25 protein-coding genes are annotated in these 25,543 nt (G+C 40.7%); 12 read left to right on the top strand and 13 right to left on the bottom strand.

What is annotated here, in order from left to right; genetic code table 11:
- Window positions 1–183: 183 nt before the first annotated feature.
- Genes IPM95_00910 through IPM95_00900 form a run of 3 tightly spaced genes read left to right on the top strand, consistent with a single transcriptional unit; the run spans window position 184 to window position 4,844 of the window.
- Window positions 184–1,974: an FAD-dependent oxidoreductase gene (locus tag IPM95_00910; GenBank protein MBK9327879.1), complete on the top strand. Its 1,791-nt coding sequence runs from the start codon at window positions 184–186 to the stop codon at window positions 1,972–1,974.
- The gene (locus tag IPM95_00905; protein ID MBK9327878.1) at window positions 1,962–3,788 is read left to right on the top strand and encodes a 2-oxoacid:acceptor oxidoreductase subunit alpha; all 1,827 of its coding nucleotides are present in this window, start codon (window positions 1,962–1,964) and stop codon (window positions 3,786–3,788) included. Before IPM95_00910 ends, IPM95_00905 begins: the two co-directional genes overlap by 13 nt.
- 3 nt (window positions 3,789–3,791) lie before the next feature.
- Entirely contained in the window at window positions 3,792–4,844 is a 1,053-nt protein-coding gene (locus IPM95_00900; protein ID MBK9327877.1) for a 2-oxoacid:ferredoxin oxidoreductase subunit beta, read from the top strand.
- Window positions 4,845–4,914: 70 nt separating this feature from the next.
- On the opposite strand, the gene IPM95_00895 is transcribed toward IPM95_00900, so the two are convergent.
- The 7 genes from IPM95_00895 to sufB all read right to left on the bottom strand — a co-directional run bounded on the left by IPM95_00895 (window position 4,915) and on the right by sufB (window position 11,264).
- On the bottom strand, window positions 4,915–5,331 hold the full coding sequence (locus IPM95_00895) for a BrxA/BrxB family bacilliredoxin (protein MBK9327876.1): 417 nt from the start codon (window positions 5,329–5,331) through the stop codon (window positions 4,915–4,917).
- Window positions 5,332–5,486: 155 nt separating this feature from the next.
- Window positions 5,487–5,807, bottom strand: a complete 321-nt coding sequence (locus tag IPM95_00890) for an SUF system Fe-S cluster assembly protein (protein MBK9327875.1) — start codon at window positions 5,805–5,807, stop codon at window positions 5,487–5,489.
- 27 nt (window positions 5,808–5,834) lie between these two features.
- Window positions 5,835–6,254, bottom strand: a complete 420-nt coding sequence (locus tag IPM95_00885) for a SufE family protein (protein ID MBK9327874.1) — start codon at window positions 6,252–6,254, stop codon at window positions 5,835–5,837.
- Window positions 6,254–7,474 (bottom strand): cysteine desulfurase, encoded by a 1,221-nt coding sequence (locus IPM95_00880; protein MBK9327873.1) that lies wholly within the window; start codon window positions 7,472–7,474, stop codon window positions 6,254–6,256. The genes IPM95_00885 and IPM95_00880 overlap by 1 nt, the downstream gene beginning before the upstream one ends.
- A gap of 80 nt (window positions 7,475–7,554) precedes the next feature.
- On the bottom strand, window positions 7,555–8,790 hold the full coding sequence (sufD, locus tag IPM95_00875; GenBank protein MBK9327872.1) for a Fe-S cluster assembly protein SufD: 1,236 nt from the start codon (window positions 8,788–8,790) through the stop codon (window positions 7,555–7,557).
- Window positions 8,791–8,873: 83 nt separating this feature from the next.
- Window positions 8,874–9,626, bottom strand: a complete 753-nt coding sequence (gene sufC, locus IPM95_00870) for a Fe-S cluster assembly ATPase SufC (GenBank protein MBK9327871.1) — start codon at window positions 9,624–9,626, stop codon at window positions 8,874–8,876.
- Between the two features lie 189 nt (window positions 9,627–9,815).
- Entirely contained in the window at window positions 9,816–11,264 is a 1,449-nt protein-coding gene (gene sufB, locus IPM95_00865; GenBank protein MBK9327870.1) for a Fe-S cluster assembly protein SufB, read from the bottom strand.
- Window positions 11,265–11,401: 137 nt separating this feature from the next.
- Between sufB and IPM95_00860 the strand changes: the two genes are divergently transcribed.
- Window positions 11,402–12,154 carry a DUF481 domain-containing protein gene (locus tag IPM95_00860; protein ID MBK9327869.1) on the top strand — a complete coding sequence of 251 codons (753 nt, stop codon included), beginning with the start codon at window positions 11,402–11,404 and terminating at the stop codon, window positions 12,152–12,154.
- Window positions 12,155–12,215: 61 nt separating this feature from the next.
- Window positions 12,216–13,766: an acyl-CoA carboxylase subunit beta gene (locus IPM95_00855; protein ID MBK9327868.1), complete on the top strand. Its 1,551-nt coding sequence runs from the start codon at window positions 12,216–12,218 to the stop codon at window positions 13,764–13,766.
- An 18-nt stretch (window positions 13,767–13,784) separates the two neighbouring features.
- Here the strand turns inward: IPM95_00855 and IPM95_00850 are convergent, their stop codons facing one another.
- Entirely contained in the window at window positions 13,785–14,651 is an 867-nt protein-coding gene (locus tag IPM95_00850) for a sphingomyelin phosphodiesterase (protein ID MBK9327867.1), read from the bottom strand.
- Window positions 14,652–14,763: 112 nt separating this feature from the next.
- Here IPM95_00850 and IPM95_00845 point away from each other — a divergent pair, with 112 nt between their 5' ends.
- From IPM95_00845 to IPM95_00830, 4 genes are all read left to right on the top strand, one after another.
- Entirely contained in the window at window positions 14,764–15,813 is a 1,050-nt protein-coding gene (locus IPM95_00845) for an alkaline phosphatase family protein (protein MBK9327866.1), read from the top strand.
- 184 nt (window positions 15,814–15,997) lie between these two features.
- Window positions 15,998–17,080 carry a M42 family metallopeptidase gene (locus IPM95_00840; protein MBK9327865.1) on the top strand — a complete coding sequence of 361 codons (1,083 nt, stop codon included), beginning with the start codon at window positions 15,998–16,000 and terminating at the stop codon, window positions 17,078–17,080.
- Between the two features lie 79 nt (window positions 17,081–17,159).
- Window positions 17,160–18,050, top strand: a complete 891-nt coding sequence (locus IPM95_00835; protein ID MBK9327864.1) for a UbiA family prenyltransferase — start codon at window positions 17,160–17,162, stop codon at window positions 18,048–18,050.
- Window positions 18,051–18,056: 6 nt separating this feature from the next.
- Window positions 18,057–18,836, top strand: a complete 780-nt coding sequence (locus tag IPM95_00830; GenBank protein MBK9327863.1) for an aminotransferase class IV — start codon at window positions 18,057–18,059, stop codon at window positions 18,834–18,836.
- A 1-nt stretch (window position 18,837) separates the two neighbouring features.
- Here the strand turns inward: IPM95_00830 and IPM95_00825 are convergent, their stop codons facing one another.
- Complete coding sequence (locus tag IPM95_00825) at window positions 18,838–19,260, bottom strand: CBS domain-containing protein (GenBank protein MBK9327862.1); 423 nt, start codon at window positions 19,258–19,260, stop codon at window positions 18,838–18,840.
- Between the two features lie 94 nt (window positions 19,261–19,354).
- On the opposite strand from IPM95_00825, the gene IPM95_00820 reads away from it, so the two are divergent.
- The 3 genes from IPM95_00820 (at window position 19,355) to IPM95_00810 (ending at window position 22,126) form a co-directional block, all read left to right on the top strand.
- Window positions 19,355–20,674 carry a deoxyribodipyrimidine photo-lyase gene (locus tag IPM95_00820; protein MBK9327861.1) on the top strand — a complete coding sequence of 440 codons (1,320 nt, stop codon included), beginning with the start codon at window positions 19,355–19,357 and terminating at the stop codon, window positions 20,672–20,674.
- A gap of 362 nt (window positions 20,675–21,036) precedes the next feature.
- Window positions 21,037–21,225 (top strand): hypothetical protein, encoded by a 189-nt coding sequence (locus tag IPM95_00815; GenBank protein MBK9327860.1) that lies wholly within the window; start codon window positions 21,037–21,039, stop codon window positions 21,223–21,225.
- On the top strand, window positions 21,209–22,126 hold the full coding sequence (locus IPM95_00810) for a hypothetical protein (protein MBK9327859.1): 918 nt from the start codon (window positions 21,209–21,211) through the stop codon (window positions 22,124–22,126). Before IPM95_00815 ends, IPM95_00810 begins: the two co-directional genes overlap by 17 nt.
- A gap of 1 nt (window position 22,127) precedes the next feature.
- Here the strand turns inward: IPM95_00810 and IPM95_00805 are convergent, their stop codons facing one another.
- The 4 genes from IPM95_00805 to IPM95_00790 form a co-directional block, all read right to left on the bottom strand.
- Complete coding sequence (locus IPM95_00805; GenBank protein ID MBK9327858.1) at window positions 22,128–23,612, bottom strand: T9SS type A sorting domain-containing protein; 1,485 nt, start codon at window positions 23,610–23,612, stop codon at window positions 22,128–22,130.
- Between the two features lie 37 nt (window positions 23,613–23,649).
- Window positions 23,650–24,204 carry a YqgE/AlgH family protein gene (locus IPM95_00800; GenBank protein ID MBK9327857.1) on the bottom strand — a complete coding sequence of 185 codons (555 nt, stop codon included), beginning with the start codon at window positions 24,202–24,204 and terminating at the stop codon, window positions 23,650–23,652.
- 19 nt (window positions 24,205–24,223) lie between these two features.
- On the bottom strand, window positions 24,224–24,508 hold the full coding sequence (locus IPM95_00795) for a hypothetical protein (GenBank protein MBK9327856.1): 285 nt from the start codon (window positions 24,506–24,508) through the stop codon (window positions 24,224–24,226).
- A gap of 119 nt (window positions 24,509–24,627) precedes the next feature.
- A complete protein-coding gene (locus tag IPM95_00790) occupies window positions 24,628–25,467 on the bottom strand; it encodes a DUF5103 domain-containing protein (protein MBK9327855.1) in 840 nt (279 codons plus the stop codon).
- Window positions 25,468–25,543 lie beyond the last annotated feature (76 nt).

The raw sequence follows: 25,543 nt of genomic DNA, 5'->3' as shown, positions 1-25,543 counted from the left end.
CATACTGCAAACCTACACAATTGCCGACTTTTTTTATTGGAGAATATAAAAAATGCGACTCGAAAATCAATAACTTTATCCTAAATCAAGAAAATCAGTCCTGCACCACTGTTGATAAAATTTATGTTTTGTTCTACTGAAACTTATCCTAACTTTGATGAAATTTTAACTAAAACATAAATTTTGAAACCTACGGATATTAAAGACTACGAATATTTTCATAAAGTAGTAGATTGTCAGTATGCCTGTCCGGCACACACGCCTGTTCCGGAATATATTCGACTGATTGCAGAGGAAAAATATACAGAAGCCTATATGGTCAACTGGGAATCCAATGTGTTTCCCGGGGTTTTAGGAAGAACCTGTGATCGCCCCTGTGAGCCAGCTTGCCGTCGTGGAAGGGTAGAAGAGGAGCCGGTTGCCATCTGTCGCCTGAAGCGGGTAGCTGCAGATAATAAAGGAGATGTCAAAGCATTGCTGCCCAAAATACCGGAACAAAAGAACGGTAAAAAAATTGCACTGATTGGAGGCGGGCCATCCGCATTAACGGTTGCCAGAGACCTGGCACCTTTGGGTTATGAAATTCATTTGTATGATAACCAAGAGGTTGGCGGCGGAATGATGCGTAGCCAGATTCCATCTTTCCGTTTACCGGGCTCTGTATTGGATCAGGAAGTGGGTTATATTCTGGATATGGGCATTCAAACTCATTTTAACACCTATGTTTCCAGTTTAAAAGAGATCACGGATAAAGGATACGATGCCCTATTTGTGGGTACCGGCGCTCCAAGAGGAAAAGATCTAAAAGACCTGCCTGGACGTTGGGATGATCCGACGCATGTACATATTGGAATAGAGTGGCTCGCAGGTGTAGCCTTTGAACATATCAATACTATTGGAAGAAGGGTTATTGTTCTCGGTGGAGGCAATACCGCTATGGATTGCTGCCGTACCTCCAAACGTTTGGGGGGTGAACAAGTCACGGTGGTTGTCAGAAGCCCATTTAAAGAGATGAAAGCATCTCCTTGGGAAGTTGAAGATGCACAACACGAAGACATCCCGATTTTAGACTGCATGGTTCCAAAATCTTTTGTATCGGAAAATGGTGTATTGAAAGGAATGACTTTTGAGAAAGTACATGCAGTATATGATGAACAAGGAAAACGTTCCCTGGTACCTACCGGCGATACCGATATTTTTATAGAGGCAGATGATGTACTGGTAGCTATCGGACAGGAAAACAGTTTTCCCTGGATTGAACGCGACCTGGGTATAGAGTTCGATAAATGGGAAATTCCCCTAATTGATAAAATAACGTTCCAGTCAAAAGTTCCGACTGTTTTTTTTGGCGGTGATGCAGCATTAGGGCCTAAAAACGTCATTACCGCTGTCGCTCAGGGACACCAGGCAGCCATTTCCATAGATTTGTACTGCAATGGTAAAGACCTTCATAAAGACAGGCCTTCGCCGATGGTGAATCTGGTGAGCCAGAAAATGGGCATCCATGAATGGATGTATGAAAATGAAGTGGTGGAAGATGTACGTTATGCCGTTCCGCACGCTTCAAAACAAAAAACATTGAAAGACAGGAAACTGGAAGTAGAATTAGGTTTTGCCATCGATACCGCCTTTAAGGAAGCACAGCGCTGTCTGAATTGCGATGTGCAAACGGTGTTTATGGAGTCCCGTTGTATAGAGTGCGATGCCTGTATGGACATTTGCCCGACGAGTTGCATCACGTTCACTCAAAACGGAGAAGAAGAGGAATTAAGGTCTCGCCTGAGTGCTCCTTCCATTCATCCTGAACAGGATTTATATGTTTCCGATACCCTGAAAACGGGCAGAGTCATGGTCAAAGATGAAGATGTTTGTCTGCATTGCGGACTATGTGCAGAACGCTGTCCGACATCAGCCTGGGATATGCAAAAATTTTTATATCAAGTTTCTAAAGCCGGTCATTCATGCAATCACTAAATCCATCTGTAAACGATTTCGTTATACGTTTTGCCAATGTAAACGGTACCGGTTCTGCCAGTGCCAACAAAATGTTTGCCACTTCTATTTTTAAAATGGGCATTCCGGTAACGGCAAAGAATATCTTTCCATCTAACATTCAGGGATTGCCAACCTGGTATGAAGTACGTATAAATGACAAAGGTTATCTGGGCCGTCGGGACGGATTGGATATCATGGTTTGCCTGAATCCGCAAAGCATTAAAAGAGACGTGGAAGCAGTCAGGCCTGGTGGTTACTTTTTGTATGACAGTACGAAGTATTTAGTCAAAGAATTTATCCGGGAAGATGTTCATTATCTCGGCATTCCCATGACGGAAATATGCAATACTTCCTTTGAAGATCCGCGTTATCGACAGCTATTGAAAAATATGGTCTATGTGGGTGCGTTATCTGCCTTGTTGGATATTGAACATCAGGTGTTGAAAGACATCATTCACAGTGAATTTAAAAATAAGGAAAAGCTGATCGCACCGAATGAACAGGCCTTGCAGATGGGAATTGATTATGCCCGTAAGCATTTTGATTGTCCGCTGGATATAAGAGTGGAAAGACGCAATCTCAACGGAGATTCCATTGTTATGGATGGTAATACCGCCTGCGCACTGGGAGCCATTTATGCAGGTGCCACGGTTGCTGCCTGGTATCCGATTACTCCTTCTACATCAGTTGTCAGTTCGTTTGAAAAATATGCGAATAAGCTGCGGGTGGACAAAGAAAACGGATTGAAGAATTTTGCGGTAGTTCAGGCGGAAGACGAACTTTCTGCAGTCGGTATTGCCATCGGTGCCAACTGGAATGGTGCAAGAGGTTTTACTGCAACGAGCGGTCCCGGACTCTCCCTGATGAATGAATTTTTAGGCCTGGCTTACTTTGCAGAAATTCCGGTTGTGCTGGTAGATGTACAACGCGGCGGACCATCTACCGGTATGCCTACCAGAACACAGCAATCGGATTTGATGATGGCTGCATATGCATCACACGGTGACACCAAACATGTTTTATTGTTTCCGTCGAATCCAAAAGAGTGTTTTGAACATACCGCTTATGCTTTTGATTTAGCGGAAAGATTACAGACACCAGTTATCGTGATGACTGATTTGGATTTGGGTATGAATGAACATTTATCGCCGCCTCTGAAATGGGACGATAAACGAAAATATGACAGAGGAAAAGTCTTAAATGCGGAGCAGCTGGAAAAGATAGAAAAATGGGGAAGATACCTGGATATAGACGGTGACGGGGTACCTTACAGAACATTGCCGGGTACACATCCGATCAAAGGCGCCTATTTTACAAGGGGTTCCTCGCATGACGAATTTGCACGCTACACGGAAGACAGTCATACCTATGTGCATATCATGGACCGCTTATTGCTGAAATGGAATACAGCCAAAAAATTGGTGTATGCTCCGCAGATTTACAATCAGCCATCACAAAGTTCAATCGGTATCCTGTTTTTCGGTACCACCACCTATGCCGCTTTGGAAGCAATCGATTTACTAAATGAAGAAGGTATTAAACTGGACGCATTGCGCATTACAGCTTTCCCTTTTCAAGATTCCATTGAAAAGTTTATCCAGGAGCATAAGACAGTCTTTATAATTGAACAGAACAGGGATGCCCAAATGAAAAAAATCCTTTCCAATGAACTGGAAATTGATAAACGAAAATTGATTTCCATACTGAATTATGACGGTACACCCATCACCGCTAATTTCATACACCAGTCAATTTCAAGAATTACCACCCAATCACTCACTCTTCAGCAATAACGTATGTCATATATAAAACCAAAATTTCATCATCCTGAGTTGCCTGTCAATCGATTAGGATTTACTAAAAAAGAGTACGAAGGTGTGATCTCCACCCTTTGCAGCGGCTGCGGCCATGACTCCATCAGTGCCGCGATTGTACAGGCATGTTTCGAGATGAATATACAACCACATCAGGTTGCGAAATTGTCCGGGATAGGATGTTCGTCTAAAACACCTGCCTACTTTCTAAATAATTCGCATGGTTTCAATTCCGTTCACGGACGTATGCCATCCGTGGCAACCGGTGCGGTGTTAGCCAACAGAGACCTGATGTACTTAGGCATTTCCGGTGACGGTGACAGCGCCTCCATTGGAATAGGACAGTTCGTGCATTCTATTCGTAGAAATTTAAATATGACTTACATTGTGATGAATAATGGCTGTTACGGACTGACCAAAGGACAGGATTCCGCTACGGCAGATGTGGGTTCTGTAAGTAAATCAGGCAATGCCAATCAATATACGGCCATAGACCTGGCCGGATTGGCATTGGAATTAGGTGCCACTTTCGTTGCCCGCAGTTTTTCTGGAGATAAAGCACAGTTGATTCCCTTGATAAAAGCGGGCATGTCGCATCATGGATTTGCATTGATTGATGTGGTGTCGCCGTGTGTTACATTTAATAATAATACAGGTTCCACTAAATCCTACGACTATGTTCGGGAACACATGGAAGCGGTGGACACATTCGATTATGTTCCCTATGAGAAAGAAATTACGATAGAGTATAAAGACGGAGAGGCGCTGGAAGTGGAGATGCATGATGGCTCCAAAGTATACCTCAGCAAACTGGCTAAGGATTGGGATCCGTTCAACAGGTTTTCAGCTTTAAATAAATTAAATGAATCCAGGGCAGGCGGAGAAATCTTAACGGGACTGATTTATATAGACGAACAAAGCAAAGATTTTCATGAGATGATTCATACGGTTGAGAAACCTTTAAATCAGTTGACGGAACAAGAGCTTTGTCCGGGCAATGAGGTACTGCAGCGCATCAATGATAGTTTCAGATAGTTTTCAGGATATGCCTGCATAAATAAAAGAGAACACTACCAGGTTCTCTTTTTTATACAGTTATTTTTACTTAATTGCAGTATTCTTCGTATGCTGCAACAAGGTTATCCGCAATCATTTTAGCAGGGCGGCCTTCAATCATGTGGCGTTCAATGAAGTGCACCAGTTTACCGTCTTTAAATAAGCCGATACATGGGGAACTAGGCGGAAAGGGGAAGGTGAATTCCCGGGCTTTTGCTACTGCTTCTCCGTCTACTCCCGCAAAAACGGTCACTAAGTTTTTGGGGCGTTTTGCATGTATGATGGATGCTAAGGCTGCAGGGCGGGCATTCGCAGCCGCGCAACCGCAAACGGAGTTGATAACCAATAAGGTGGTACCTTTTGTGGAAGAGAGGATCTCCGTTACTTCTTCCGGTGTTTTCAATGCCTTGAAACCGGCATTTGTTAATTGTTCTTCGCATGGTTTGGTGATGTGTTCTGGATACATATTTATAAAATTTGATAATTAAGTAATTAAATAATTTAATGCGGATATACAAAAATTGTACAATACTGTTTATTTGTCAATTTGTCATATTATTTGCTATTGCAGAATGAAGAAAATGATGAATTGTTTCATTGTTAAATTGCTTTATTGTTACATCATAAAAAGCCCAATTCCAGTTTTGCCGTTTCGCTCATCATCTCCTGGTCCCAGGTAGGTTCAAAAGTGATTTCCACTCTGCAGCTTTTTACGCCTTCAATAGCTTTAATCTTTTCTTCGACTTCTGCCGGTAAACTTTCTGCTGCCGGACAGTTGGGTGCAGTCAGTGTCATCAGTACGTGTACATTATTATCTACATCTACATTCACCTCGTAAATCAGTCCCAACTCGTAGATATTCACCGGAATCTCCGGGTCATAGATGGTCTGAATCTGATGTATGGCTTCGTCTTTTATCTCCATAAATGTTTTTTGTGTCATCTCCTGTGTACCTCTGTGAAATTAATATTAATGTGCCTGAAAAGCGATTCCGTATGTTTTCATCTTCTTAATCATACTCACCAGTCCGTTGGCGCGTGTCGGGGATAAGTGTTCCTTCAATCCTATCTTTTCAATAAAATATAACTCACTTTCCGCTATTTCCTTCGGCGTATGCCCGCTCAAAACCTTTACCAATAATCCCACAATGCCCTTGGTGATGATGGCATCGCTGTCCGCAAAAAAATAGAGTTTATACTCTTTCAGTTCGGCATGCAGCCAAACCCTGGACTGGCAGCCGTGTATCCTGTTCTCTTCTGTCTTATACTGTTCATCTATCAGCGGTAACGATTTACCAAATTCAATCAGGTATTCGTACTTGTCATTCCAGTCATCATACATGGAAAAGTCTTCGATGATCTCATCTTGTATGTCATTGATGGACTGCATTAACTCAGCATTTTTTTAGCTTTTAAAATCCCTTCTATCAATACATACACTTCTTCTTTGGTATTGTAAAAAGCAAACGAGGCCCTGCAGGTTCCTGGAATACCGTAGTGATCCATCACGGGTTGCGCACAATGATGGCCGGTACGAATGGCAATGCCCATATTATCTAACAACACGCCCACATCGTACGGGTATATGCCCTCCATTAAGAATGAAATGACAGATGATTTATGTTTGGCTGTTCCGTATAGTTTCAGTCCCTCAATCTGAGATAATTGCTCCGTCGCGTACTGCAGCAATTCCGTTTCATAGGCTCTGATGTATTCAATGCCGGTATCCTGTACATATTTTACAGCAGTACCTAATGCAATGCAGCCAGCAATATTGGGCGTTCCGGCTTCAAACTTAAATGGTAAATCATTGTAGGTGGTTCCTTTAAAGGAAACCGATTTGATCATATCACCGCCGCCTTCATACGGAGGCATTTCATTTAAAATTTCCTCCTTTCCATACAGTACTCCGGTTCCGGTCGGGCCGTAAATCTTATGCCCGCTGAAAACCAGAAAGTCGGCATCCAATGCCCGCACATCAATGGTAAAATGCTGAATCGCCTGAGCTGCGTCTACTAAAATCTTCGCCCCGTTTTTATGCGCGATGGCAATCAGTTCAGGTATCGGATTTATGGTTCCCAATGCATTAGACACATAAACAACCGACACCAGTTTCGTTTTAGAGGTAATGAGCCTTTCAGCATCTTCCAGGCTGATAGAACCATCTTCCTGCAAGGGAATGAATTTCAGCACACATTTCTTTTCTTCACAAAGCATTTGCCAGGGAACGATATTGGAATGATGTTCCATTTCCGTCACAACGATTTCATCGCCCTCGTTGATGAATTTTCTTCCAAAGGTATAGGCTACCAGATTGATGGCATTCGTGGTTCCTTTGGTGAAAATGATTTCATGATCGTGTTTCGCGTTGATAAACTGCCGTATCTGCTTACGCACGTTTTCATACAAATCCGTTCCAATCTGTGATAGATAATGCACGCCGCGGTGAATATTGGCATACTGGTGTTCATAGTAATATTTCTCCGCTTCAATGACGGCATGCGGCTTCTGTGTGGAAGCTCCGTTATCCAGATACACGAGCTGCTTACCTCGAATCTTTTCCTGCAGGATCGGGAAGTCAGCTCGAATTTGTGCTATGTTTAATGACATGTTTATTTTCTTATCGTCATTGCGAGGAACGAAGCAATATTTTTAATCAGAGATTGCTTCACTTCATTCACAATGACGGGTTACAATTCTATCTTCAACAACTCCGCTATTCTCTTTTCCATTTTATTCTTTAACGCTTCGTGCCTGATTTTTTCTATAACTTCTTCACCAAAAGCAAATACCAGCAATCCCCGAGCCGTATCTTTTCCGATACCCCGTGCCTTCAGGTAAAACAATTCGCTGTCTTCAATCTGCGAGGAAGTAGCCCCATGTGAACATTTCACATCATCCGCAAAAATTTCCAGTTGCGGTTTTGTGTAAACATTCGCATCATTACTCAATAGTAAATTTCGGTTGCTTTGAAATGCATTGGTTTTTTGAGCAGCTTGCTTTACTACAATTTTACCATTAAACACACCGGTTGATTTTCCACCGAGTATGCCTTTATACAACTCAAAACTCTCACAGTTGGCTACATGATGATTTACGAGGGTTCTGTTATCGACATGTTCCTCGTGCTGCAACAAATAAAGCCCGTTCATATGTGACTCCGCCCGTTCACCGTTTACATCAAACTGCAGCACATTCCGAATAATACCTCCGGATAAAGAGAGTGTGGTAATATTGCAGATTGATTTGGCAGCCTGGTGTACAAATGTATGATCCGTAATATTGAACATACTGCCGCCATCCTGAATCTTATAGAATTCCACCAGGGCGTTTTCAGCAACATCTATATGGGTAACCGTATTATTGTAAGCCGGGGATGAGTTGTAGTTGATGGAATATTCGGCAAACTTCACCTGTGCACTTTTGCCCACTTTTATCCTGTTTTTCAGGTTAATGATTTGCGTGCAATCTATATTGATATAGAAGATTTCTATGATCTCATCCACGATAACATGGTCGTCGATTTCTAAAAATATACCATCTGTTGTCAGGGCATTATTCAACTCTATCAGAAAATCGACCGTATGGTTTTCCGAAACATTGGGGGAGTCCCAGAAATTAATTTTCGGGTGGTTGATGAGCGCAGATAGTTCATTATGGAAAACACCGTTCACAAAAACAATTCTGTTGCCGGAAACGGAATTCGCTTCGATGAACTCTTTTTCAACACCTGCCAATGTCGAAGGGGTTTTGAGCCCCTTCGGCGTTGGGACGGTAAACCCTTGTTGTAAAATCTTATTGTAATAGGTGTACTTCCATTCTTCCTGTTTCATGGTCGGAATACCAATGGAAACAGCATTTTGCAACGATACTTTTTGGTGTTCGTCCTGAATAGCTGGTATTATATTTTCGAGTTGTTCTATCATTATTATCCGTTTACGTCATTGCGAACGAAGTGAAGCAATCTCATCATTCAACAGATTGCTTCGTGCCTCGCAATGACGATGAGTTAAACTATTTCCAATTCCTTTACCCAGTCATATCCCTTTTCTTCCAGCTCTAGGGCTAAGTTTTTATCACCGGTTTTTACGATGTGTCCGTCGTACATGACATGCACAAAATCCGGAATGATATAGTCCAGCAAACGCTGATAGTGGGTAATCACCACAAAGGCATTGTCTTTTGTCCGCAATTTATTTACACCATTGGCAACGATACGCAAGGCGTCGATATCCAAACCGGAATCCGTTTCATCGAGAATGGCGAGTTTAGGATTCAGCATGGCCATCTGGAAGATTTCATTGCGTTTTTTTTCGCCGCCGGAGAACCCCTGATTGACCGAACGGGAAATGAAATCTTTATTCATTTCTACCAGAGCCATTTTTTCGCGCATCATTTTCAGGAAATCACCCGGAGGCATAGGCTCTTCGCCTTTGGATTTGCGGATTTCGCTCACGGCAGCTTTCAGGAAGTTGGCATTAGAAACACCTGGAATTTCCACCGGATACTGAAAGGCGAGGAATATACCTAAGCGTGCCCTTTCTTCAGGTTCTAAATCGAAGATGCTGACACCTTCAAATTCAACCGTGCCTTCCGTCACTTCGTAACCTTCTTTACCGGAAATAATATTTCCTAAGGTTGATTTTCCCGTGCCGTTGGGTCCCATGATGGCGTGTATTTCGCCGGCATTGACTTCCAGCGTAAATCCTTTCAGAATTTCTTTTCCTGCAATGGATGCGTGTAAATTGTTTATTTTAAGCATTGTTAGTTGTCTAAACTGTGATTGTTATAATTTATTTGATTGTTGTTAGTTCTGCCTAAACCACTTAATTAATTTATAAATTGCATCCAAAAGGATAAAAAAAGATATGCATGATAAAATCAAAATAATATAAAAAATAAGCAATCCAATATTTTCCAAATTATCTCATTTTCAAATCTTCAAATTAAATTATCCAACACTTCCTTCCAGACTGATTTCCAGTAATTTTCGTGCTTCCACGGCAAATTCCATCGGCAGGTTGTCCATGACTTCTTTGCAGAAACCATTTACAATCATGGCCACGGCAGTTTCTTCGTCAATACCGCGCTGCTGGAAATAAAATAACATGTCTTCTCCGATTTTGGAGGTCGTGGCCTCGTGTTCGACCTTAGAGCTGTTATTGCTGATTTCCAGATATGGAAACGTATGTGCACCGCATTGGTCACCCATCAGCAAGGAATCACATTGCGAAAAATTACGCGCGTTTTCCGCTTTCCGGTGCACTTTCACCAAGCCACGGTAACTGTTTTGTGATTTTCCGGCAGAAATACCTTTGGAAACGATACGGCTTTTCGTGTTTTTACCGATATGAATCATTTTTGTACCGGTATCTGCCTGCTGGTAATTGTTGGTGACCGCCACAGAATAAAACTCACCAATCGAATTATCACCGGCCAGAATACAGCTTGGATATTTCCAGGTAATTGCTGAACCGGTTTCTACCTGTGTCCACGAAATTTTACTGTTGTTCCCTTTACAGATACCGCGTTTTGTAACGAAGTTGTAAATGCCGCCCTTGCCTTCTTCATTGCCCGGATACCAGTTTTGTACCGTAGAGTATTTGATTTCAGCACCTTCTAAAGCTATTAATTCAACAACTGCTGCATGTAATTGATTTTCATCGCGTTGTGGTGCAGTGCAGCCTTCCAGATACGATACATACGAACCTTCGTCTGCTATCAGTAAAGTTCTTTCAAATTGGCCTGAACCCGCTGAATTGATTCGAAAATACGTGCTCAGTTCCATTGGGCAGCGAATACCTTTTGGTATGTAACAGAACGAACCATCACTGAACACCGCACAGTTTAAAGCGGCATAAAAATTATCGTTTTTGGGAACGACAGATCCTATATATTTTTTTACCAGTTCCGGATATTCTTTTATCGCTTCACTCATAGAACAGAAGATGATGCCTTTTTCTTTCAGTGTCTCCCGGAAGGTCGTTTTTACGGAAACACTGTCAAATACCACGTCCACGGCTATTCCGGATAGGCGCTTCTGTTCATCCAGGGAGATACCGAGCTTTTCAAACGTTTTAAGCAATTCAGGATCCACTTCATCCAGGGAAGACAGTTCTTTTTTAGGTTTCGGGGCTGAATAGTAAATGATGTCCTGAAAGTCAATCTTAGGGAAATGGACATTTGCCCAATACGGTTCAGGCATTTTCTGCCATTCGCGGAAAGCCTTCAATCGCCATTCCAGCATCCACTCCGGTTCTTCTTTTTTGGCTGAAATAAACCGAACCGTATCTTCATTTAATCCTTTTGGGGCAAATTCCTGCTCTATATCGGTAACGAAACCGTATTTATATTCCGAATTGACAACATCTTCCAATATTTCATCCTGTGTTTCTGCCATCACAACTTTATTAAAGTCTCTTACCTAAATATTAGTACAAAATTAGTTCTTCTTATAATCTAAAACAACTTTAATTTAGAATGGTTCTAAATTAAGCTGTTTTTTTTATGTTAAGAAGTATGATTAATTTTGAATACATGAAAAACTCTGTCTTACTAGTAAGTTTTCTTGCATGGTTCAATACTGTTCAAGCTCAAATTGTTAATATTGAACGTTTTCGTTATACAACAGATACCACCGGCTGGAAAGGGGAGTATAATTTAGGATTTACATTCGGTAAACAGGCGGAACAGTATTTTTCTCTGACAACGGGCGCACATGTTCAGTATAAATCTAAAAAGAGTTTGTATTTGCTGATGGCTAATATCGATTTAATTAAAAGTAAAAGTCAGTCATTGGTCAACAGCGGTTTTTTTCATTTTCGTTATAATTATAAGATTAAGAATTGGGTACGCTGGGAAGCATTTACACAAATTCAATACAACAAAATGATTGGCATTAAAATGAGATTTCTTTTGGGTACTGGTCCACGTTTCAAGCTTGTACAGATTGAAAAATTTAAGACCTATTTGGGAACTTTATACATATTGGAGTATGAGATTAGTAATAATAGTTCACAGAAACTATTACAAGGCAGGTTCAGCGGCTACTTAAGTTTCAGTTTTAATCCGGTAAAACAGGTAGAATTTATCAGCACCACCTACTATCAGCCTAGGTTGGATAATAGCAAAGATTACAGGATTACAACAGATAATGCCCTTGTTTTTAAGGTGTATAAAAATTTCAATTATTATATCAATTTTCGTCTAAATCTGGACAGCCGGCCTCCTGACGGTGCATCAACCGGTCTTACCTACGCATTGGATAATAAGTTTCGTCTCGACTTCTGACGAATAAATTAAATAAAGGTTAGATTGATTACCATTCGGGATTTAACCTTATTTTTGCTGTATGACGCATGAACAAAAGTTACAGTTATTAGAACAAAAAAAACAGGAAGCGCTGTTGGGAGGCGGCCAGAAGCGTATTGACGACCAGCATAAAAAAGGGAAACTCACTGCCCGTGAACGATTGGAACTATTATTGGATGCAGGAAGTTTTGAGGAAATGGGAATGCTGGTTACCCATCGTGCCACTGATTTTGGAATTGACAAAGAAAAATACATGGGAGATGGGGTGGTAACTGGTTATGGAACCATCAATGGACGTTTGGTCTATGTTTTTTCACAGGATTTTACTGTTTTCGGCGGTTCCTTATCTGAGACTCATGCCGAAAAGATTTGTAAAATCATGGATCTGGCTGCCAAGACAGGTGCACCGGTTGTCGGATTGAATGACTCCGGAGGTGCCCGTATTCAGGAAGGAGTGGTTTCCTTAGGCGGCTATGCCGATATATTTCACCGAAACGTACAGTTTTCAGGTGTCGTACCGCAAATTTCAGCAATAATGGGGCCTTGTGCCGGTGGTGCGGTATATTCGCCTGCCATGACGGACTTTACGCTTATGGTAGAACAATCATCTTATATGTTTGTAACGGGGCCCAATGTAGTAAAAACGGTCACCCATGAAGAGGTGACTTCAGAAGAACTGGGCGGTGCCCATACCCATGCATCCAAAAGCGGCGTGACACATTTCACGGCGAAAAATGAAGTGGAATGTATTCAGCAGGTGAAGCAGTTATTGAGTTACCTGCCGCAGAACTGTGAAGAATCGGCACCCAATTATCCTTACCAGACAAAAGAATCAGAGGTAAGAATGCCCTTAAAATCCGTATTGCCGGCAAATCCAAATCAGCCTTATGATATGCGGGATGTGATCAACAACACGGTAGACGCGGATTCCTTTTTTGAAGTGCACAAAAAATTTGCTGAAAATATTGTAGTGGGTTTTGCCCGAATTGCCGGAAGAAGCATCGGTATTGTGGCCAACCAACCGGCCTATCTGGCAGGAGTATTGGATATCAACAGTTCCAGAAAAGGAGCGAGGTTTACCCGGTTTTGCGATGCCTTTAATATTCCGTTGTTGGTTTTTGTAGATGTACCGGGATTCTTGCCGGGCACTGATCAGGAATGGAACGGCATTATCGTCAATGGGGCAAAATTATTGTATGCACTCAGCGAAGCTACCGTTCCGAAAGTAACCGTTATCACCCGTAAAGCATACGGTGGCGCGTATGATGTGATGAATTCCAAACATATCGGGGCTGACATGAATTTTGCCTGGCCAACAGCAGAAATTGCAGTTATGGGACCTAAAGGTGCAGCCGAAATCATCTTCAAGAGTGAAATCAAGAATGCTGCTGATCCTGAACTAAAACTGCAGGAGAAAATTGAGGATTATACAGAAACTTTTGCCAACCCATATCGTGCGGCAGAAAGAGGATTTATTGATGAAGTCATTAAACCGGAAGATACGAGAATAAAGCTGATCAAGGCATTTCAGATGCTGGAAAACAAGGTGGTGAACTCGCCAAAAAAGAAACACGGTAACATTCCGCTCTGATAAAATAGTCTTACAGATTTACGGAAGGTGTATGGTACTTATGATAGGGTTGTGATCGGAAAGGTTGAAATAGGCTTTCTTGCAAAAACAGCCATCTTTTGTTGGCTTTACTATTTCAGTTGCCACAATCTTTGCCAATGTTTCATGATCTCTTCTGAGCATAACATAATCCAGCGTTTGCTGTATATGTTCGAAAAACTTGTGCGCAAGGTCATTGTTAATTCCATCCCAGCTATATTTTTCTCCGGAATACTGAACAGGAGCGGCATCAAAGATGGACAACATGCTGCTGTAAGCTGCCGTATCATAAAAATCAGCGTTCATGTCACCGATAATAAACTGAGGGACAGCCGGGTTAAAATGCTTATCCGCCAAACCTGATTTTAATTGCTGAAACTGCAACTCCCGAACGGAACGGTATTTTTCCTGACTTTGAGTATGTGTACCAATTACCTGAATGGGATTATCGTGAATATTGATTTCAGCAAATGTCGCACCTTTCTTTGAAAACCGGTCAGAGCCGGATTTGTCTTTATAAGTAATAAAATCCTGCTTTTGAATAGGGTATTTGGAAAATATCCAGACACCGCTGTTGGATTTAAGTGCACCTTTTTTAGTAATGTCTGATTGAAACGGATACAATTCCTGCAGTTCAGATTGGAGGATGTCTCTTGTTTTCTTCATAAAGGTTTCTTCCAGGATGATGATATCCGGTTGTTGTGCCTTAATGTAATCACCAATCATAAAGGCTCTTTCCTGCTGACAGGAGCGGAAAATGACAGGCGGAACCATAAATACATTCCAGGATAATATTTTAAGAGAATCAGCCGCTGTAGCAACGAAAGTTGTAAGGAACAGATGGAAAAACAATGAAAAATGTTTCATAAGATTTGTCTTTAATCAAAAAAATCAGTGTGGGTGGGCTTTATTTCAAAAAACACCTTAAAATACCCTGAAAATCAAACAAATTACGTATTTTACACACAAAATTTACATAATGAAAAAGTTATTCTATCTATTATTTATTTCAAGCATTGTAACATCCTGTATTCCTACAGGTGGTCCGGCACCGACCATCAAAGCTGTGGATGAGAGTGTCAATCTCTCCCGTATAGCTATTGGTTCTTGTTCGCGCCAGGATCAAAACCTTTCTATTTTCTCTAAAATCAGGAATACAAACCCTGATTTATATATCGCCATGGGCGATAACATGTATGCTGATTTAGGGGCAGTAACAGGCGACCCGACTACATTTATTCAGCAACAATACGATTTCTTAAACAATAACTATGATTTCAAAACACTGAGATCGAATGTTCAGTGCATCGGAACATGGGATGACCACGATTATGGTTTGAATAATGCAGGAGCTGAATACCCCTACAAAAATCAATCTAAAGATTTGTTCATGAATTTCTTTAATGAACCTTCTACCAGTCCTCGCAGGATCAGAGATGGTGTCTACACATCCTATATGTATGGAGATGCAGACCATAAAGTACAAATTATAGTATTGGATTGCAGGTATAACCTGAATGTAATCAGCGGAGAGCCTATCACACCCACTACAGATACGACCAAAACCATCCTAGGTGCCACGCAATGGGCATGGTTGAAACAGGAATTGCTAAAACCTGCTAAAATCAGAATCGTGGTTTCCAGTTCTCAAATGTGTATTCAAAACAACGGATGGGAAGGATGGCCAAACTATCCACATGAACTGGAAAAATTCTTTAAAACAGTGAAAGATGCCAATGCAGAAGGTGTGTTTGTCGTTAGCGGAGATGTTCATTATTCAGAATTCAGCAAACGCACACCAGCCGGACAATATCCCATCTATGATTTCACTTCCAGCGGTTTAACACATACCGAAAGCGCCCCTGCTGCAAATATGTACAGAATCGGCTCTGCTTATGTTAACCTTAGCTTTGGTTTGGTGAATATTAACTGGAGCGCTTCACCTGTTCAAATTTCACTGGATATCTGCGATTTTAACGGAAATATCGTTAAATCACAGGCAGTATCTTTGGATGAATTAAAATTCTAAGCATCAAATAAATAAACTACAGGCCGGATTTATTCCGGCTTTTTTATGTCATTTTGTGTTAAAGGATGGGATATAATTTAGATTAATCGTACTTTTGGTCTCTGAATTAAAATCAGTATATCGGTAATGAATAAATTATCGGATAATTTCGTTTTAACAATATTCCAAATTAAACAAAACACAGATGAAATACTCCATCGATCAGAAAGCAGAAGAATTCTTATTCCAGTATCTTAATAATGCATCACCGACAGGCTTTGAGGCGGAAGGTCAGAAAATCTGGCTGAATTACATCAAACCTTATATTGATGAGTACCATGTAGATCATTATGGTACCGTTTACGGAGTGGTAAACCCAGAAGCGGAATTTAAGGTCGTGATTGAGGCACATGCCGATGAAATTTCCTGGTTTGTCAGCTACATTGGCGAAGACGGATTAATCAACGTGATTCGCAATGGTGGCAGTGACCATATCATTGCACCATCGAAAAGGGTAAATATCCACACGAAGAAGGGGATAGTTAAGGGTATATTCGGCTGGCCGGCCATTCATCTGAGAGATGCTTCAAAAGACGCGGCACCCACCATTAAAAATATTACCATTGATGTAGGAGCAAAAGACAAGAAAGAAGTGGAAGCTATGGGCATTCACGTCGGTTGTGTCATTACGTATGAAGATGAGCTGATGATTTTAAATAAAAAGTACTATACCGGAAGAGCTTTGGACAACCGCATGGGTGGTTTTATGATTGCTGAAGTGGCACGTTTAATAAAAGAGACCAAAACAAAACTCCCATTTGGGCTGTATATATGTAATTCCGTTCAGGAAGAAGTTGGTTTGAGAGGAGCAGAGATGATTGTACGCAAAATCAATCCGAATATTGCCATTATAACAGATGTTTGTCACGATACGACCACACCGATGATTGACAAGAAGGAACATGGTGACTTCAAATGCGGCAAAGGACCGGTCATAACGTATGCTCCAGCCGTTCACAACACTGTTCGTGAACTGATTCTGGATACGGCTGAAAAGGAAAAAATAGCCTTCCAGCGGGATGCTGCCAGCCGGGTGACCGGCACTGATACGGATGCCTTTGCCTATAACGGCGGAGGCGTACCAAGTGCCTTAATTTCGTTACCATTGAAATATATGCATACTACGGTAGAAACAGTCGCTAAGTCGGATGTAGAAAGTGTGATAAGACTGATTTATCTTACATTAAAGAAGATATCACCCCGAATGAAACTGAAGTATATTCATTAATGAATGGATTCAAATCCATTTTATTGGAAAATGTAAATATATTGTATATTCAACCTGTAAGTAAATCTTACAGGTTTTTATGAAGCGGATTTTAAAAATATTAATTGAAACCAATCTTTTTATCGCTTTAGCGGCTGTCGCTTTTATGTGGGCGAATATACTTTTTTTGCACTTAGATACCTCTCGTTTGTTGTTCCTTTCATTTCAGGTTTTTTTCTCCACCTGGTTTGTTTACCAAATCAGCCGCTGGGTGTACTATAAAAAAGGAGAATATGCAAATACGGAAGAATGGGTGGTAAAGTGGTTTGAGAAGCATCCAAAATTCAATTTAGCAACCATTATTATCTCCGGGGCAGGAGCATTTGTTTTTTCCGTTCTGTTAAAATGGAAAACCATAGGTATTCTGCTGTTTATAGGCGGCATATCGGTATTGTACCCATTTCCGGTTTTAAGACCTTTTGGAATCCAAACTAAACTGAGAGATTTCCCCTTCATAAAAATATTTCTGATTGCTGTCGTATGGAGTACTGCTTCTGTCCTGCTTCCGGCTGTTGAATCCGGCATAAACCTGCATGAAAGAAGAGATGTTTTCCTGCTGCTGCTGAGCCAGTTCGTTTTCATATTCTTCATTACACTGCCTTTTGATATCAATGATGCGGAAGTGGACCGGAAAACCAACATTAAAACGATTGCTTCTGTATTAGGCATAAAGGCATCCAAGATAATATGCCTGATGAGTGGCATTCTATATGCGTTCCTGATACTGTATTTGTTCATGATAGAAAACTGGCGAAGCATATCTAACATTTATTTAAAGGAATCCACTATCTATTTCATCTGGCTTCTGTTAATTTTATTACAGGCATTTACATTCTTGCAATCAGACAAGGTAAAGAAGTGGATGATAAAATTAATTTATGACGGCAGTATGATCTTATATTTCGTCATACTGTTCCTTACCGTAAAATAAATTGACTTGGGAGAATTTGGATTAATAGAAACCATCAAGGTGGTAAATGGCAGGATTGTATTCCGTAATCTGCATGTGAAGCGATTGCACAGAAGCCTGAAGGTCATTAATATTGATGAAAGTGAATATAAGCTGGAAGACAGGATATTGCGGTTGTTGAAATATGAATGTGTAGAAAAAGGATTAAAAAACTTCAGGCTTCGGCTGGAAGTCCAGAAAAACAGGGCGCATGATTACATGCCTGAAATAGCACAACTGAAATGGAACTGTGTGTTAAGGCCGTTGGAAAGCACCGTATATCAGCTGAATGAGTTCGGATTGAGTTTAACTTTTTTGCCCAAGCATAACAAATCGCCGGATGCATTTTGCAACCTGAAGCATACAGACAGAAACATATATGAAAAGTCTATAAAATATGCCAGGGAAAATGATTTTGATGATGCGCTTGTCTTAAATGAAAACAACACGGTGGCAGATGCATCAATTTATAATGTCTTTATCGTAAAGGACGATGTCATTTACACGCCTCCGCTTACAGACGGTCCGGTGGCAGGTGTCTTGCGGGAATTACTGCTGACTCGATTGCCCACCATCCAAATTTCAGAAAAATCCCTGACCATTCAGGATGTCTATGCGGCAGATGAAGTTTTCCTGACAAATGTAATACGTGGTATCCGGTGGGTTAAATACATGGATGAGAAGCAGTACAGCAATAATGTGACAAAACAACTATTCCAGGAATTTAAATCCGTGGTTTCTGAACATTACGGTGAACATCTCGTTTAATTTACTTTTTCAGTTTTTCCGAAAAATAGCGAAAGACATCCGAAACGGATAAGATGCCCACCAATTTCCCGTTGTCCACTACGGGAACTGCATGGAACTCATGGGAAATGAAAATTTCCATAACCACTAATATGGTCGTTTCTGACGAAACCGTGTATGGATTCCTGACCATTAAATCGTTGAGTTCAAAGATTTCCATGACAGCTTCATTTGTTTGTTCTGCATCCTCGAAGATGGTGCCGAAGGTGAGACGTAAATAATCTGTCTTGCTGATAATGCCTGTCACCTTATTTTTTTCCATCACAGGAATATGCCGGATATTCTGGTTCATGATGATGTGATGAATGCTTTTCAAGTCAGCCGTTACGTCCACTGTTACCACTTCTTTAGTCATGATTTCTGAGACGGGGATATTATTTATCATAATAACGTAATTTGATAAACCAATCTATCATCTTTTTTGTTTATTTGGATTGATATAACTCATAATTACAACTGATAAATATCATTGTTTCAACATGTCAGCAATTTCAATACATTGGTTCCGGCGTGATTTGCGCTTAGAGGATAATGCGGCATTGTACCATGCATTGAAATCGGGTTATCCGGTATTGCCTGTTTTTATTTTTGATACGTCTATATTAGAGGAGTTAAAAATGAATAAAAATAGCCTTTCAGATGACATACGGGTATCTTTTATATACCGGGAGATAAAGCGATTAAAGGAAGAATTGCAGCACATTGGAAGCGATCTGCTTGTTTATTACGGCAATCCGATTGAAGTGTGGGAACAAATAATTTACCGTTATCCGGTAAAAAACGTCTATTGCAACCATGATTATGAACCGTATGCAAAAGAAAGAGATGCTGCCATACAAACCATACTGGCAGACAACCAGATTGCATTTCATACTTTTAAAGATCAGGTGATATTTGAAAAAGGGGAGGTGGTGAAAGATGATGGAAAGCCTTATATCGTTTATACACCATACAGCAAAAAATGGAAAGCAAAGCTCCATGACTTTTATCTCCGTACATATCCAATAGAGCCATACTATCGAAATTTTTATAAATTTAAAGACAAGCTGCAACTTATTCCAATTACTGAAATGGGCTTTTCCAATAAAGTATTTGAGTTTCCGGATAGGGTGATGAATGACAACCTCCTGCTTCATTATCCGGAGGTGCGAGATATACCAAGCCTGCACGGTACATCCAGATTAAGCGTGCACCTTCGATTTGGTACAATTTCCATTCGTCGGTTAGCCAGACACGTCATTGATATTAATGCAGAGAAATACCTCAATGAATTAATCTGGCGGGAATTTTATATGATGATACTACATCACTTTCCGCAGGTGGTGCATCAATCTTTCCGGCCTGAATACGATAAAATTGTTTGGAGGAATAACGAAGCGGAATTTCAGGCTTGGTGTGCTGGCAGAACGGGTTACCCGATTGTAGATGCCGGCATGCGAGAACTCAATGAGACAGGATTCATGCACAACAGGGTACGTATGATAGTAGCCAGTTTTCTGACGAAACATCTGCTGATAGACTGGAGATGGGGAGAAGCCTATTTTGCCCAGAAGCTGCTGGATTATGAATTAGCTTCCAATAATGGAGGATGGCAGTGGGCAGCGGGTTCCGGTGTGGATGCAGCACCCTATTTCAGAGTCTTCAATCCATATTTACAGACATTGAAGTTTGATACCGATCTGAAATATATCCGGAAATGGGTGACGGAACTGGATAGCTTCGAGTATCCCAAACCTATCGTAGAACACGATTATGCCAGAAACAGGTGTTTGGAAACCTATAAAAAGGCACTGAAATAAATACTCTATTTTCTTCGTACCTTGTAAATTGCAATTCTGTTTTAAAACCATTAAATTTGACTGTATGTCGTGAAGATACACTTGCCAAAGTCCCGTTTATTCCTATGTATAAGCACACAAAATATTTAATAATTATCTCGTTCATTCTTTCGTGTCTAAATTTTTTCACATCGTCCTTTTATAATCAGGAACTGTATCCCTTTTTTCACTGGAAATTATATTCACAGCCACTTGGAAACGATTATACCTATACTGACTACAGATTATACGGCATAAACAACAGCAGAGATACCATACGAATTCAAAATGCAAATTCAGTCCTATTCAGTAAGGATGATCGGTATTATTTTTTATCCAGGGAAGTGACCAATATAAAAACCAAGAGCATCGTTTCTCAAAAGCTGCAACAACGATTGGGAGATTTTGGGGATGCAATCACGAAGAATGCTTATGACGATTACTTACTGGTTGAAGAATCATTTAATCCATTGAATCTGATAATAGATCCGAACGCTTACACAAAGAGCATTATTTATGAAGTACATCAATAGGGTTATGGCTCGTTTTTACAATTCTGGAGAGGATGAACTTTATCTCTATGACTTTCGGGTATTCGATAAAATAGTCGGCATCTTTTCCGTTATCTGGACATTATATATCGTCTGGCTGTATCAAAACGTTCTTTTGCCAAGGCCGGAAAGCCTGTATATGCCTATCAACTGGTTTCAAACGGTTTTTATGCCAACATTGCCACATCCGGCATATTTTTACTCCATGGTTGTTTTAACCCTGCTGTCACTGATTCTAAATTATTTCCGCCAACATCTATTTTATAGAATAGTGCTCTTTTTTTTTATACTCTGGCTTAATGCTTTAAAATGGAATTATAATTTTGCATCCCATGTAGGACACATTTTCGTGCTCACCTACTTCTTTTCCATTTTTTTAAATTTTGATAAAATGGGAACCGATGTGAGGGGCAGAGCTGCTGCCGTTCATTGGTTCCATGCCGGAATATTACTGACCTATACGTTTGCAGGAGTCTGGAAGTTCATAGGTTTGTTTTATAAATTGTTCATCGATACCCAAAAGATGGGTTGGCTGCATGAACATGCCATTGAACTGAATGCCATTGTCAGCAAACGGATACACGATGAATTCCCGTCTTCATCTGTTTTGCAATTATATTCTATTCCGTATCTATGGGAAGTTTTGACTGCCGGTATATTTCTCATACAGCTGTTTTCCATTATGGGTTCCTTAAATAAAAGGCTTTCTTACTTTTTCCTGGCCGGGTTAATCATTTTCCATCTGTACAATTCCATATTAAACAATACGGATTTTTATGTGGCCGGCATCACGTTGATTCTACTATTTTTTCCATACCACCGATATAAACGCATCTTTGATGCCGTATTAATCAAGAGTGGTTCAGGAAATAATGCTGTCTGAATTAATTTTTCTTAAAAAGTTTCTGGACAACTGAAAATTCGTCGTTGTAACATTTTACGGCATATAATCCTTCTGCCAAAGACTGTATATTGATAAAGTGTTCAGCGGTATTCTTTTTTATCTGTGACGCAGAAACGACTTTACCGGCAACATCTACTATTTCAATGTTGACTTCTTTTGTTAAGGATTTGTCAAAATGAACGGTCAATAAACTGCTGGCCGGATTCGGATAGACGGAAATGCCCAGATCTTTCATCCTTGGATTGTAAACAGACGAGATGACGGATTCAGCTTCCCTCTTTGTTATGAGACCGGCCCGTCTGGTCAGCAAATTATAGCGCATCATGTTTACCTGCTGCTTCGTAAATAGATTATAGCACAAATCTGATGAATAATCCATATAGTTTTCGTACATATCCGGATAATCCCTGCCTAAATAAGGCTTATTGCAGGTATTTACAGAAGTGTCACAGGGATTTAAGGTACCCCTTGGTATATTGTTGGCAAATGCTTCTGCTTCTTCCGGAGTATCATCCATGAAATCATCTATCGTGCAGCCGTCTGTTACAGGCAACCCGGGTAAATTCACCACATTACCCCATTGATGCTGTAAACCAAAATAGTGCCCTGCTTCGTGTACGGTAGTTCTGCCAGCAGCATAAAAATCCCGGAATCTCTGGGAGGTAGAATCTATTGCATACCAGTTGTTCTGACCGAAGAAACGGAAATCAATGACGATACCGTCATTTTTTCCGCGATCCAGTGCCAATCCACCCCAGTTGATGGCATTGGAAGGCGGGTAAGCGAACCCGCCCAAAGCTCCGCAGGTATCACATAAAGTAAGACAGGTGCGGCATTTTCTGTTTGCAAAATTCAAATCACAAACATACATATTGAGGTACCTGGAAGCCGGCCATGGAGATTTTCCTGTTGAACCTGTTAATAAAAAGAAATCTTCTTTCAGCGGCTCAATGCCCAAAGCAGTCCATAATAATGTACTCAACGGATCCCAACCCGGCAGATTGCCCAGGTTACCCTGTGTTCTGGTAATACCGGTCGTATTTTGTCCGCCGGGTGTTTTGCTGGCCAGTTCAAATTTTATCTTTGCTTTACCTCTGAACGGGATAAAGAAGGGTCTCAGATTTACACTATCTGCATTCAATAAGTTAAAATCTCTGTTAAGTGCATCTATCTGTGATTGAATGATAATATCAGGTATGTTTTCGTACTTGTTATTTCCCAGATACACCACATGTACGACAACCTGCACGGTATAGATGGAGTCGGTATTTACCAATGAAGTGTCATAAGCAGCAATACCATTTACCGCGTTGGTTATTTGCTCTAAATAAGTTGAGCGGAGAGCCGCGTCATTCATCACATCATTTTGGATAATTTCGTCCAAAGCACATTTTCTTAAGTCCTGTGCCCTTGTGAACATAAAAATGGACAGAAGGAGTCCAAACAGCGCGGTAATTTTCTTCATATCTGTTGCGTTTGCGCAAAGATAAAACTTTTATGGCTTAATTCAAGATAGGATCTTCCGGAAATGTGGATAACAGTTTGTTTTTTCCGCCCATTTTCACCAAGACCTCCTGCCACATATATTCGCTCATCTTGAAGACTTCCGGGTAGTCTTTTGAAACAATCCAGCTTTCATCCTGCATTTCTTCGTTCAGCTGTCCGGCATCCCAGCCGGCATACCCGGCAAAGAACCGGATATTATGCGGCATAATCTTCTTTTCACGTATCAGCTGCTTCAACTGTTCAAAATTGCCATTCCAGCAGATATTGTCTTTAATCTGAAAGGAGTTCTCTATTAAATCACCATAGGCGTGAATGAAATTCAGCCGATCCATTCCGACCGGGCCGCCATAATGCACCATACCCTGAAAAGCCGGAAAATCAGGTATCATTTCATTTATTCTGAAAATGGAGGGCCGGTTCAGTACCAATCCAATCGTACCATCTGCATTATGCTCACATACCAATGTCACCGTTCTCTTAAAGCTCGGGTCTTTCATAAACGGTTCCGCAATGAGCAAATCACCTTTTTCTACATTATAATTTTTTGCCATGTCATTTTCGTATTAGGTATTACCATCGGTTCAGTATCGAATTAATATGTTTAACAGCTATCAGCCTGTCGTACCGCTCACCAAATGAGTTGTAGTATAACAGGATGGTATAGTCGTTTTCTGTATCCATATAATAGCCTTCTGTGACAAACTGATCCGTTACGCTCTGATTTTCATCTTTAAACACATAACTGTAGTTGTAGGTTCCTTGTTTCAGTAAAATATTGGCGGCATAGCTCTTGTCAAGATTATCATACGTCATTTTAGAAGCTTCGTCGCATCGCCAGTCATTAAAGGCCCCCACCACATAGAAGTTGCCGTTGGATACTGTGCCTCCGAAATCAAACGTAAAATGGACATTGGCATAATCAGCAGCGGTATTATAATACGGATTATCCAGGTTGTCAATGTAGTATTGTCCGTTCAGGTCTTTACTATCTGGTATTTATTGGGAGCTTGCGGCTTTTCCAATAAGAGGTACACTTCATTTTCATCGTCCCTGATATCAAACGAGCGTATATTCTGACCTCGGAAACGCAGTGAACGCATATCAAAAAAACGAAATTCCCGCCCGGCAGTCGGGAAAGTGAGTACACCGTTCAAGTCGAAATTTAATTCATTCATTCCGATGAATTGCGGACGAACATCAAATTTTGCATTGTCCCAGCGGTAATTTTGCAGGATAGCGGCTTTAATTTCAATATTCGGATTGTCGATCTTAAACCCTTTGTAGTTCACCCTGAAAATCACTTCCTGAAATCTATCCCTATTCATTAAGCTGCGCGGATAGACAACCCCTGCATCCATCATCACTTTTGACTCCGCAATCATGAACCGCCTTGTAAAAACAGGATTATCCTTATTCTGGTCATAAACGACCATCACATAATTTCCAGACTTATTGATCTGCATGTCGTAATTTGGAAATTGAAGGCTGTAATGGACATAAGCTATTTTAGCCCCGTTGGAATAATCGAAATCAGTGATATTGGCTTCCGTGAATCCATCTACATATTCCATAATGTTCATCAACGTCGGTGTCCAGTTGCTGTTACACTGGATGATGGTATAGTAATAGTTTTTGGGCTTTCCGGACAAATCATCAAAATGCAGCTCCAGTTTTTCGTTTTGATTCAGGTACAGGATAGGCATAGCCATGTCCGCACCGGTCGGGAATAACTGAACAGTTTTGATATATGGAACAAACACCTGGTTTTCATATACGATAGCATGGATTCTTATAGCCCATAGTAAAAAAAACAAAAGAAGAGCATTACGACTTTTCATTAATCAATTATAGCAAATATCTTTCCAAAATTCAAGTTCTTGCGATAGTAAT

The organism is Sphingobacteriales bacterium, assembly GCA_016719635.1.
Lineage (GTDB): Bacteria > Bacteroidota > Bacteroidia > Chitinophagales > JADIYW01 > JADJSS01.
The sequence above is the reverse complement of the archived record's forward strand: the minus strand, read 5'-3'. Positions and strand labels throughout refer to the sequence as shown.